The following is a 12,840-nucleotide window of genomic DNA, read 5'->3' as shown; positions in this document are numbered from 1 at the left end:
TTTGAAGAACATCTCCGAGTTTCTAACCGAAAGCATTTATTGTTAGTAGACTTAGACGGAATTTTCTAGACCGTTAACTTCTAGAAGGGCATAATTAAATGTGCCTACATTTTGAGTTGGCTATAAATTTTATAGCAATTTGGGTGGTACCGCGATAGTATCCTTTCGTCCCATAGTTTTGGGGATGAGAGGTTTTTTTATTTTATAAAAAGATTTTTAAAATTACAGGAGGTAATATAATGGATAAAAATACTTTAGTAAAGTCAATTTACAGAAATACTTCAGATTACTTAGATAAAGAAGTGTCTATAACTGGTTGGATAAGAACTTTAAGAGCTTCAAATGCTTTTGGTTTCATAGAAGTTAATGATGGTTCTTTCTTTAAGAATATCCAAATTGTTTTTGATAACAAATTAGATAATTTTAAAGAAATATCAAAACTTCCAATCTGCTCATCATTAAAAGTAGTTGGTACTTTAGTTGAAACTCCAAATGCAAAACAACCATTTGAAATTCAAGCTAAAGAAATAGTAATTGAAGGGATGTCAGATTCAGACTATCCTCTTCAAAAGAAAAGACATACCTTTGAGTACTTAAGAACAATAGCTCACTTAAGACCTAGAAGTAATGCTTTCTCAGCAGTATTTAGAGTAAGATCAGTTGCTGCTTTCGCTATTCATAAGTTCTTCCAAGATCAAGGATTTGTTTATACTCATACTCCAATCCTTACTGGAAGTGACTGCGAAGGTGCAGGAGAAATGTTTAGAGTAACAACTCTTGACTTAAATGATGTTGCTAAAACTGAAGAAGGAGCTATTGATTACACTCAAGATTTCTTTGGAAAAGAAACTAATCTTACAGTTTCAGGACAATTAAATGGTGAATCATATGCTTTAGCATTTAGAAACATTTATACATTCGGACCAACATTTAGGGCAGAAAATTCAAATACAGCAAGACATGCAGCAGAGTTCTGGATGGTTGAACCTGAAATATCATTTGCTGATTTAGAAGACAACATGAAGCTTGCAGAAGAAATGCTTACTTACGTAATTAAGTATGTAATGAAAGAATGTCCAGAAGAAATAGAATTCTTCAATAAGTTCATCGATAAAGGATTAGTTGAAAGACTAAACCATGTTGCAAACTCAGACTTTGCTAGAGTTACTTATACAGATGCAGTTGAAATATTAAAGAATTGTGGTAAGAAGTTTGACTACCCAGTTGAATGGGGAATTGACCTTCAAACAGAACATGAAAGATTCTTAACAGAAGAACATTTCAAAAAACCACTATTTGTAACTGATTATCCAAAGGATATCAAGGCATTCTACATGAGAATGAATGATGATAATAAAACAGTTGCTGCTATGGATCTTTTAGTTCCTGGAATAGGAGAAATCATTGGTGGTAGCCAAAGAGAAGAAAGACTTGACTTATTAAAGCAAAGAATGGCAGAACTTAACTTAAACGAAGAAGATTACTGGTGGTACTTAGAGCTTAGAAAGTACGGAGAAACTAAGCACTCAGGATACGGACTTGGATTCGAAAGATTAATAATGTACATCACTGGTATGTCAAATATCAGAGACGTAATACCATTCCCAAGAACAACTGGTCAATCAGACTTCTAATATATTTAATAGAAAAAGAATGAGCCAATAAGACTCATTCTTTTTTAGTTTATTTAAAAATCCCTTTTTAAAACAAATCATCTCTATTTCTATTTATCTATTTTCTTTCTATTACTTCTCTACCTAATGACACTGCTGAAACCTCTGTATTATTGTATGACGTTAATTTAAATGATAATTTGAATGGTTCAAACTTACATCTATACTTTTCTAATTGACTTTGTCCACAAGAATTAGTTCCAACACCATTTTGCTTGTAGTCAATATTTAATACTACATAATCTCTCTTTTTAAGGTCTATTGTATGCTTAGCATATTCTAAATCTATATCTTCATAATAAGATGCACTAAAATCAAACTTATTTTCAGTTGATGCAATTAATCCTAATCCTTTTCCATTAACTAAGCTTGCCCACTTACAGTCTGAACGATTACCGTTTTCTTGTGGCTTAACATAGTTTGTAAACATCTCATCTACTGTCTTATTAAATACTCCAAAAAGATTGCACTCTTTAGTATCTGCATAAGATTCTCCTGGACCTCTTCCCTTCCAAGTTATATTGCTACAACCTTTATTAACCTTAAGCTTAACACCTATTCTCGGTAACATATCTGGTGCATTTTCAATCATTCCTGAAGGAACTCCTTCTACATTTACTACTATATCTCCAGTTGGATATACTACATATTCATAGCTTGATTCATAGTACCATGAACTATTTGTTGTTCCATTTACAACTTTTACAGTAACAGTTAATATATTTTCTTTTACATCATAAGATACTTCTTTTACAACTTCGTGCATTAAATGCATAAAGTATTTTTTCTTATAATCTTCAACTACATACATATCATTATCAATTGGAGCTCTCCAGAAGTTTAACTTTGGACCTTCTTCTACTAATTTATATCCATCTTTAATCACATGTAATATATTACCTCTAACTAAGTCGAATTCTACTTCAAAGTCTTCACCTTTAGCTATTAATCTATAGTTATCTTTTTTAACTTCTAAATCGCCTTCTGGTTTTACCTTTACCATCTCTGTATCTATCGGTAACTTAAATTGTGCTGTTGCAAGTTCAATTCCAGCTTTCGACCACATAGTATCTTCCTTTAATACATAAGAGAAGTTTACATAATAGTCAGCACCTTTAATCTTCTTGAAATCTAAAGAGTAGTTAAGTTCTATTTCTTTAGTATCTCTTGCTTCAATTGAAGGAAGCTCTACCTTTTTGCTTTCTATTATCTTATCGTCCTCAACTATTGTATATACTAAATCTAAAGTATTTAAGTTATTAAAATCATATCTATTTATAAGCTTAAATATTCCCTTATTTAAATCTACAGCTTCAGTTTGAACAGGCTCTATTACTTTCTTGTATTCAAGTAATCCTGGTGATGGAGTTCTATCTGGCATTATAAGTCCATCTATACAAAAATTAATGTTACTTGGATCATCACCAAAATCTCCACCATATCTATAATAAACTTCTCCATCTTCACTAATAGTTTCTATACCATGATCAAACCATTCCCAAACAAATCCACCTTGTAGCTTATCATGCGCATAGAATAAATCTTGGTATTCTTTAAGATTTCCAGGTCCATTACCCATAGCGTGACAGTATTCACAAAGTATATGAGGCTTTTTACTCTCTTTAATAACTTTATCCATAAGCAATTTTTCCTTATGCTCAAGCCAAGTATACATAGTGCTGTATACATCTGTTATTTCAGCATCAAAATCACCTTCATAATGTACTAATCTAGTTGGATCTATTTCCTTTGTCTTTTCAGTCATAGCCTTAAAGTTACATCCAAATGCTGATTCATTTCCTAAAGACCACATTATTATTGATGGATGGTTCTTTAGCATTTCAACCATTCTTTCCATTCTCTTAACGTAAGCTAATTCCCAAGCTGGATCATCAGTTATCCACTTGTAGTTTCCTGTTAATTCAAATCCATGGCATTCTAGATCTGTTTCTGCAATTAAATACATTCCGTACTCATCACATAATTCATATAAATAATATTGATTTGGATAATGAGCTGTTCTTATAGCATTTATATTATTCTCTTTCATTAAAATAATATCTTTTTCAATCTCTTCTCTTGTTACAACTCTTCCAGTCTTAGGATTATAATCATGTCTATTTACACCTTTAAACTTTATAGCAACTCCATTTACAGTGAAAACTTCACCCTTTAATTCTATTTTTCTAAAGCCAACTCTTTGAGGTATAACTTCTATTACTTCTCCAGACTTCATAACAGTTATGAATAATGTATATAGATTTGGAGTTTCTGCTGTCCACTTTAATGGAGCCATTACTTCTTTATTAAATGTTATTTTTTCATTGCTTACCTCAACTGACTCCTCAAATACTTTATTATTATCTTTATCTACTAATTTAAAGGAAATCATATCGCATTCTAATGATCTAAGCTTTAAATTTACATTTAGATTTGAATTATTATAATTTTCATCTAAATCTGTAACTACATATATATCTTCAATACCCTCTTTTGGTTCTCCTATAATTTCAACATCTCTAAATATTCCACTTAGCCACCACATATCTTGGTCTTCTAAATATGTTCCATCTGACCATTGATAAACTCTAACAGTACACTGGTTTTCTCCAACTCTTATATGATCTGTTATATCAAATTCAGTTAAAAGTCTAGCTCCCTTGCTATATCCAACTTCTACCCCATTTATCCAAAGATTAAATGCTGAATCTACACCATTAAATCTTAATATTACCCTTTTATCATTCCAACTCTCATCAATATAAAAACTTCTCTTATAAATTCCTGTTGGATTTTCTGTTGGCACATATGGAGGGTTTATAGGGAAGTTGTACCAAAGATCTGAATAATGCATTTTTCCATACCCTTGTAATTGCCAATTCCCTGGAACGATTATATCATCCCAACTTTCTGTATTAAAGTCATCATCACTAAATCCAGCTGGTGAATATTCCGGTGCATCTAAGAATAAGAATTTCCATGTACCATTTAAATTTTTAAATTTATGACTATACCTATTTTCATTTATTTCTGCCTTTTCCATTGAATCAAAGCTTCTAAAATAACTTCTTGCCTCTAATCTATTAATTCCATCAACATTAATGTTTTCCCAAAGTTTCATAATAATCCTCCCATTTTATCTACTTAATAATTATCTTATATTCTAAAATTATCTATCTTTATCACTACTTTTAGTTGCAGCTACTTCTTGAGCAACTAAATTAGATTTTCTACCTCTTCTTTCCATAGTATTTGAAACATTTATACTCTTTTCATATCTATTCCAACAGAATAATGCGACACCCATAAATATTACTATCCCTAATATGTTGTAACCAAGTACAAACATTGGATTTGCAACACCTTCTGCTAATGGTACTCCTTTTAAATAATCAATAATTACTGAAGGTTCCGGAATTGTTGAAATTACAAATGATAATGTGAATAATACAAATATCATTATCCCAATCCCTATACCTACATTCCTACTTCCAAGTCTAAAATCTCTCTTTATATGATCTTTCTTAACTCTGAAAACTACATAAGCAAAAAGTAAGAATAATACTGGTATTAATGATGTTGCTGCTGTCATATTTATTAAAGTTTCTAAGAATGTATCCATAGAACCTATGCCAAGTGCAGGTATTATTAAAAGAATAGTTACTATAATAGCTTGCATATATAATGCATTTACTGGAGTTCCTTGCTTATCTGTTTTTGCAATCCACTTTCCAAGAATTCCTTCTGGAATCTCTGAGAAAAGTATTTTAGCTGGTGCAGCAGTCCATATAACAAGTGATCCTATACTACTTAACAGCATTATTAAACCAACTATATTAGTAATGAAGTTACCTATTCCATAGTACTTACCTAAAATCACGAATGAATCAAATAATCCATTTGAGAAATTCCCACTTAAAGTTGATTCAGGAACTATTAAACCAACAGCTACACAACCTAAGCTATAAATTAATCCTATTGCAGCCGTAGATAATAACATAGTTCTTACAAAAGCTTTTGTTCCACCTTTAACATCTTTGACGTATACCCCAATACTCTCGGCCCCTCCAACTGCTTGAAGTATCCATGCAAGTGTCATGAAGTATGCCCAATTAAATTTTGGAGCTACTGTAGTTGCTGTAAAGTCTTGTGCTGGACTTTCTCCTAATACAAAAGTCACTCCAAAAGCTAAAACTATAAATCCAATACCAATTACTATTCTAGCTATCCCTGATATATTAGTTATTTTCGATATCCAATCTACACCTTTTGTAGATACATATGTTGAAATCCAAAATAGTACTATTGATACAATTGATATAATAACTGTCATATTACTTCCTTGGAATATATTCCTTCCTAAGAATGTGTATGAAGCATATATTAAAGTTTGTGGTAATAATGATGTAAAGAAAAATAAGTTAACAAAGAAATATGCCCAAGATCCTAAGAATGCCCATTTTTCACCTAACGCTGTTTTAATCCAACTATAAACCCCTGATTCTGAATCTTGATTTGCTGATGAAAACTCCCCGATCATAAGTGCAAATGGGAAAAAGTAAAATATCGTTGCAAATACATAAGTCGGTATTGATGCAAGCCCTATATTTATACTGTTATTAATTATGCTGTTGAATGAGAATACAGCAGTAAATGTCATAAGCATTAATGCCTTAGAGCTCATCCTTCTTCTTGAATCCTCCATGTTAATTCCTCCTTATTTATAACCTTTTAATTATTCCATAATCCAAAGTCAATATCCTAACCACTTCGGTAAACCTTTACAAATGATGTAAAAAATAATAGAATCCTGTATATACTATTTTGCATCTATTTGTAAATATATTTACTAGATGGTAAAATTATATTGTATTGAATATTTTTTCTAATTAAATTTTATATTCTATCAAAGATTTTTTCGATTACATTTTGTTGTATTAATTTTCACTTTTGTTGCATCTTTTAAGGAGGTTTTCATCATGGGAGATTTTGTTGGATTATTTAAGACTAACAACAGACCTAGCAAAGAACTATTTATTTACGAGTGTGGTTATGAAGATTGTAAAGCCACAAAGCCCTTTGAATATGTACCTATAGATTACTATCTAATTCACTATATTGTAGAAGGTGAAGGCATAGCAACTATAGATGGAATAGAATATCACTTAAAAAAAGGTAATGGCTTTTTAATTCCACCTCAAGTTAAAAATAAATACTTTCCTTGTGAAGATAATCCTTGGAAATATAAATGGATAGGATTTAATGGTACTGAATGCAAGTCATTGCTTAAATTATGTGGTTTTTCAAATGATAACTATGTTTTTAATTATCAGAAAGACAAATCCATTAATTCTTATTTTGATAAAATATTTGAATATTGTAATACTGGTGATCCATTTCTTGCTATAGGTTATCTTTATTTATTTTTAGGCACTCTTATAAGCGAATATGATAATAAGACAAGTAATTATAACGTTAGTAATTCAGCTACCTACGTTACTGAGGCATTAGATTTCATTCACAAAAATTATGATAAAGAAATATCTGTTGCAGATATAGCTACTGAAGTAAATATCGATAGAAGTCACTTATTTAAACTTTTCAAATCAAATATGACAATGAGTCCACAGCAATATCTTATAAATTATAGATTAAATAAAGCTTGTGAACTTTTAAGAAAGAGTACTTCTTCTATAAATGAAATAGCATACTTAACTGGCTTTAGTAGTCCATCATATTTTTCACGTATATTTACAAAGTATAATGGATTATCACCTATTAATTATAGAAATAAATTTATAAAAAATAAATAAAATACACCAGATTTTTATACAAGCTTTATTAAGCTATATACAAAAATCTGGTGCTTATATTTTATCCACAATATTAAATTCTATTGGCTATTTATCCACATATTTGTGTATAACTTCTATGGATATCTTATAAAAGTCTTATAACATTCTCAACTGTTTTCTCTAAATTCTTACTTCCATCTTTTAGTGCTTCATCTAATGTTATAACTCCAGGAGTAATAGAGAATATAGAACTTATTCCTATATTATAAAGATTTTCAGATCCTTCTAATACCCTTCCGCCAAAAGCAATTGACTTTACACATTTTTTCTTTGCAACTACTGAAACGCCCATAGGAGTCTTTCCATAAATAGTTTGATCATCAATACTACCTTCACCTGTAAGCAAGAAGTCTGCACCTTCTAATTTTTCTTCTAATCTAGTATGCTCTATTACAATATCAATTCCTCTTTTAAGCTTGCCATCCAAAAATGCTAGAAGTGCAGCTCCAAGGCCTCCAGCCGCTCCAGCTCCTTCTACATCCTTTATATCTTTGCCTAAATATTCTTTAATTTTTTCTGCATAATGCTCTAGATTTTTATCAAGTTGTAAGACCATCTCTTCTGTTGCTCCTTTTTGTGGTCCAAAAATATGAGATGCTCCAAATTTTCCACAAAGTGGATTAGTTACATCACAAGCAACTTCTATATCTATATCCTTTAATCTTTTATCTAATTCTGATATATCTATTTTAGAAAGTTTTCCGAGCTCTCCTCCTCCAAAAGAAAGTTCATTACCATCTTCATCAAGTAATTTTACTCCTAATGCTTGGATCATACCAGCTCCACCATCATTAGTAGCACTTCCTCCAATTCCAATAACAATTCTTTCAGCACCTAAATCTAATGCTCTTTTTATTATCTGTCCAGTACCGTATGTTGTTGAAATCATAGGATTTCTTTTATCTCTATCTACAAGTGCGATTCCACTTGCTTCTGCCATTTCAATTACTGCAGTTTTTGAGTTTCCAAGCATTCCAAACTTAGCTTCAACGTCGTTTCCTAAAGGACCCTTTACCATGACTTTTGAAATTGATCCATTTGTAGCCCAAACTAAAGCTTCAACTGTTCCTTCTCCTCCATCTGCCATAGGTACCTTAATACATTCTGCATCTTTTATTACTTTTTTTATTCCTCGCTCCATCGCATCGCACGCTTCCTTTGAAGTCATGCTCTCTTTGAAAGAATCGGGTGCTAATACAAATTTCATGGTAACTTTTCTCCTTCCTTTAACTATATCTTAAAGTATGAATCCAAATATTATTGTTGATACAATTGTCATTGTCAACCCAACTAATGATTCATATGGTATAAGTTTTAATCTTTCTTTCATATCCATTGATACACTTCCTCCAGTTGCATGGAAGAAACTACCGTGTGGCAAATGATCTAATACTGTTGCTCCAACATGAATCATTGCAGCTGTTGCAAGTGGTGTTACTCCAAGTCCAACGATTGTAGGTCCAAATACCGATGCTGCAACTGCTGTACCTGATGTTGTTGAAGCTGTTGCAGCTGACATTAATATACCTGATATAGGTGCTAATGCAAAACTTGGTAATCCTAGTGCATTAACTCCTTGTATTATTACATCTTTAAGTCCTGAATTTGCTATTATTCCAGCTAATGTCCCAGTTCCTATTAAAAGAACTGCAACGCCTGTCATCTTTGATAATCCAAATGTGGCATATCTATTTAAATATCTTATTTTACCCATTGCTAATATCCCACATACTCCTCCAACTGGAAGTGCTATTAATGGATCAATAGCTATTCCTGCTATTGGTCTTAACATTAAAAGTACTATTGCAACTATAGGTCCTAGAATAGCTGCAAAGAAACTAGGCATATTCTCTACTTCTTTTAATTTATCATCTTCATTTACGAAGGTTCCTTTTTGTTTTAATCTTTTTGAAATAATACATGTTATTATAATTCCGAAAATAGCTGGTATAATACCTGCAAGCATTACTGAAGTTAATGGAACTCCAAGATTATCTGCTGCTGCAATAGTATTTGGATTTGGTGACATTATGTTTCCTGCTTTTCCTCCACCAACCATTGCTATTAATATTGCTGTTTTACTTAATTTTGATTTTTGCGCTATAGCAAGTGCTATAGGTGAAACAGTTATTACTGCTACATCTACAAATACCCCAACCATTGTAAGTACTGTTGTGGCAATTGTTAATGCCATAAGTGCTCTTGATTCCCCTATTTTTTCAACAATAGTTTCTGCTATTTTAGCTGCGGCCCCTGATTCTATAAGTACACCAGCTAAAACTCCAGCTGTTAATATTCTAAGTATCGCAGGAATCATTCCCTTAGCGCCATCCATCATTAATGATACTGTTCCTGTAAGTCCTGCACCTCCAACTAATCCTCCAACAATTGCTCCAAGAATTAATCCATAAGCTGGGTGAACTTTTTTTACAATTAATACGATAGCTACTATCAATGCAACTACTGCTCCTAATGCCGTAACTGTAACATTCATCACTATCTCTCCTTTCATCTTATGTTATTTACTTATTGTAAATGTTTTAGTAATCAATTTCATTATTACTTAAAACAAACTTCGTTAAATATTTTTGTTCAAATGCACAATTAATTCTTAAGTTTATAACTTATATAACTTGATAAAAATTGAAATAAATCAATATAATTTTCAAAATTTAACTCGGTTGCTTCCTCTATCTTATTTAATCTATAATTTAATGTATTTCTGTGTATGTGAAGTTTATCTGCCACTTTATTTTTTTCTCCATTCATATCAAAGTAAGTAATAAATGTTTCAAATAATTCTTCTCCTTCATTTTTAATTTTATACATTACTTCTTTATTCTCATCTTGAAAGAAAAAGTCGTCCATATAATAAAAAAGTTTTATTTTGCTATAAAAATTCACTCTATCTTTTTCATATATTTTTTGTCCAATATTTAGCGCTTCAATACTTTCTATCAAAGAGTTTTGTAATATTTTATGGGGATTTCCAACTCCAATTGATATTTTATATTTGCTTAAGCTCTTATCTATCCTGATTACCTTTTCATTAAACTTATCATCAACTACAGTAATTATTGCAAATCTATTATTTGATATATTTATAAAATACTCATTGCTATTTATAATTTTATCTAGCTTTGTTTTTATTGCACTTTCATTTTCCCTTTGGTAATTTAAAATTATAACAGCTCTCCTTTTACTTAAATCTATACCTAATGATTTTCCCCTTTGTATAAAATCATTATCATATTCCTTATTTGAATACAATAATTCATATATATACTCTTCCTCCAATTGCTTCCTTATAAGATATTGATTTAATGTATATTCTTGATTTATTAAAAGTTCTGCTGTAACAGATACAAGTTTTGAAAACTGTCTAACCTCTTCTGGATCTCCAGTTATTCCTATAACACCTATTACCTTACCTCTAAAAAATATAGGAGTGTTAACACCAGGTTTAACGCCTCCTACTTCTTTATCTATTTCAGTAATACATTTTTTCTCTAATGTCTCAACTGCACCTTTATGAATATCACCAATTCTATTATTATCTCCACTTCCAATAATAACGCCATTTTCATTCATTATATTAACGTTATACGGAATTACTTCCATCATCTTTTTTGAAATATTTTGAGCCAATTCTTTGCTAAGCATATAGACTCCTCCTAATAATAAGTTTATTAACTTAACATATTTTATAATATTATTTTCTTTAATACATTTTATCATACACTTATATCTTCTTACATAAAAAAAAGTAGCTAAAAAGCTACTTTTTAATATAGGAAAATATTTATTATAGGTTTTCTCTTCCCTTGGCTAATTCATATATTGAATTAACAGGTACTCCAGTACCACCTTTTACTTTATAAGGTTTTGCTGAATCTGTCCAAGCAGTTCCTGCAATATCTAAATGTAAGAATGATACTCCATCATCTACAAATTCTTCTATAAATAATCCAGCAGTTATTGTACCTGCATTTCTTCCACCTATATTTTTAATATCAGCTATATCAGATTTTATTAATTCTCTATATTCAGGAAATGTTGGTAACTTCCATACTTTCTCTCCTGTATATTCTGATACACCTTCTAACTCTTTATATAATTCTTCATCATTAGTTATAACAGCTGTTGTTGTTTCTCCAAGTGCAACAAGAGCGGCCCCTGTAAGTGTAGCCATTTCAATAACTTCATTTACCTTTTCTTTTCTTATTATATAAGTTACTGCATCTGCTAAAGTTAATCTACCTTCAGCATCTGTATTTAACACTTCAATTGTCTTACCTGCCATACTTCCTATAATATCACCTGGTTTATATGCATTTCCTGATATCATATTTTCACAAGCTGCAACCACGGCTATTACATTCATTCTTAAATTTCTTTTTGCGATAGTCGCCATGGCACCTATAACAGCTGCTGCACCACCCATATCTGATTTCATTGTATCCATGCTTGCAGTTGGCTTGATTGAGTATCCACCTGAATCATAAGTTAATCCCTTACCAACAAGTCCTAGAACATCTTTTTTATTGTGTTTATCTCCAAAGTATCTCATAACTATAAGCTTTGGTTCTTTACTTGATCCCTTCGCAACTGACATAAATGCTTCCATACCAAGCTCTTCAATCTTTTCTCTTCCAAAGATATCAACTTCAAATCCAAACTTATTACCTAATATTTTAGCTTCATCAGCTAAGACTTCTGGATACATTTCATTTGCAGGTTCATTAACTAAGTTTCTAGCTATAGTTACTCCTTCTGCTATATCTTTTCCTTCAATTATATATTCCTCAACTTCTTCTATCATTGAATCATTTAATTTAGCGCATGAAATTGAAACAAATACATCTTTTTGTTCCTCTTTCTTATCGCTCTTATACTTATCAAATTCATAATCTGAAAGCATTAAAGATATTGTCATAGCTTTAGCCATTTCTTTTAAATCTAAATTCTCAGTTTCTATCATTCTTACAATAATATCATCATTTTTTAGTTCTTTCATCTTTTTATAAGCTTTTGATAAGTTAACTTTTATCTTTTCTAAATTTATATCTTCTTCTTTTCCAAGACCTAATAGAACTATATCCTCTATATTTCCTTCAACCTCTTGAGTGAAAGTATAAACTTCTCCTTCTTTTCCGCTAAACTTACCACTCTTTTCTAAATGCTTTATCATCTTATTTATTTCAGGAGTTTTTAATTCTAAATTATCCTCAAATAAAGAAATGATTACACCTTGAACTTCTGTCCATTTTTTTGCCTTTGCACTTACGTCCATATAATTCTCTCCCTTCATA

At 30.9% G+C, this 12,840-nt stretch carries 8 protein-coding genes and 1 other annotated feature (1 of these 9 cut by a window edge); of the genes, 2 read left to right on the top strand and 6 right to left on the bottom strand.

Annotated elements, in window-relative coordinates:
* Window positions 1-176 (top strand) — a binding site (T-box leader); it begins 81 nt to the left of the window's first position.
* Between the two features lie 63 nt (window positions 177-239).
* Complete coding sequence (gene asnS / locus K5V21_RS11290) at window positions 240-1,634, top strand: asparagine--tRNA ligase (protein ID WP_221861340.1); 1,395 nt, start codon at window positions 240-242, stop codon at window positions 1,632-1,634.
* A 97-nt stretch (window positions 1,635-1,731) separates the two neighbouring features.
* Here the strand turns inward: asnS and ebgA are convergent, their stop codons facing one another.
* Window positions 1,732-4,794: a beta-galactosidase subunit alpha gene (gene ebgA, locus K5V21_RS11285; protein ID WP_221861339.1), complete on the bottom strand. Its 3,063-nt coding sequence runs from the start codon at window positions 4,792-4,794 to the stop codon at window positions 1,732-1,734.
* Between the two features lie 48 nt (window positions 4,795-4,842).
* On the bottom strand, window positions 4,843-6,378 hold the full coding sequence (locus tag K5V21_RS11280) for an amino acid permease (RefSeq protein WP_221861338.1): 1,536 nt from the start codon (window positions 6,376-6,378) through the stop codon (window positions 4,843-4,845).
* Between the two features lie 274 nt (window positions 6,379-6,652).
* Between K5V21_RS11280 and K5V21_RS11275 the strand changes: the two genes are divergently transcribed.
* Entirely contained in the window at window positions 6,653-7,486 is an 834-nt protein-coding gene (locus K5V21_RS11275; protein ID WP_221861337.1) for an AraC family transcriptional regulator, read from the top strand.
* Between the two features lie 127 nt (window positions 7,487-7,613).
* On the opposite strand, the gene K5V21_RS11270 is transcribed toward K5V21_RS11275, so the two are convergent.
* The 4 genes from K5V21_RS11270 to K5V21_RS11255 form a co-directional block, all read right to left on the bottom strand.
* Window positions 7,614-8,735, bottom strand: a complete 1,122-nt coding sequence (locus tag K5V21_RS11270; protein WP_221861336.1) for a glycerate kinase — start codon at window positions 8,733-8,735, stop codon at window positions 7,614-7,616.
* A gap of 30 nt (window positions 8,736-8,765) precedes the next feature.
* Window positions 8,766-10,022: a GntP family permease gene (locus K5V21_RS11265; RefSeq protein WP_221861335.1), complete on the bottom strand. Its 1,257-nt coding sequence runs from the start codon at window positions 10,020-10,022 to the stop codon at window positions 8,766-8,768.
* A gap of 110 nt (window positions 10,023-10,132) precedes the next feature.
* Window positions 10,133-11,191: a CdaR family transcriptional regulator gene (locus K5V21_RS11260; protein ID WP_221861334.1), complete on the bottom strand. Its 1,059-nt coding sequence runs from the start codon at window positions 11,189-11,191 to the stop codon at window positions 10,133-10,135.
* A gap of 142 nt (window positions 11,192-11,333) precedes the next feature.
* Window positions 11,334-12,821, bottom strand: coding sequence for a leucyl aminopeptidase (locus tag K5V21_RS11255; RefSeq protein WP_221861333.1), 1,488 nt, complete (start codon window positions 12,819-12,821; stop codon window positions 11,334-11,336).
* Between the last annotated feature and the right edge of the window lie 19 nt (window positions 12,822-12,840).

Origin of the sequence: Clostridium sardiniense (assembly GCF_019753795.1) — a bacterium.
GTDB classification, from domain to species: Bacteria; Bacillota; Clostridia; order Clostridiales; family Clostridiaceae; genus Clostridium; species Clostridium sardiniense.
Note: the sequence above shows the minus strand (reverse complement) of the source record. Positions and strands in the feature narration are given on the sequence as shown.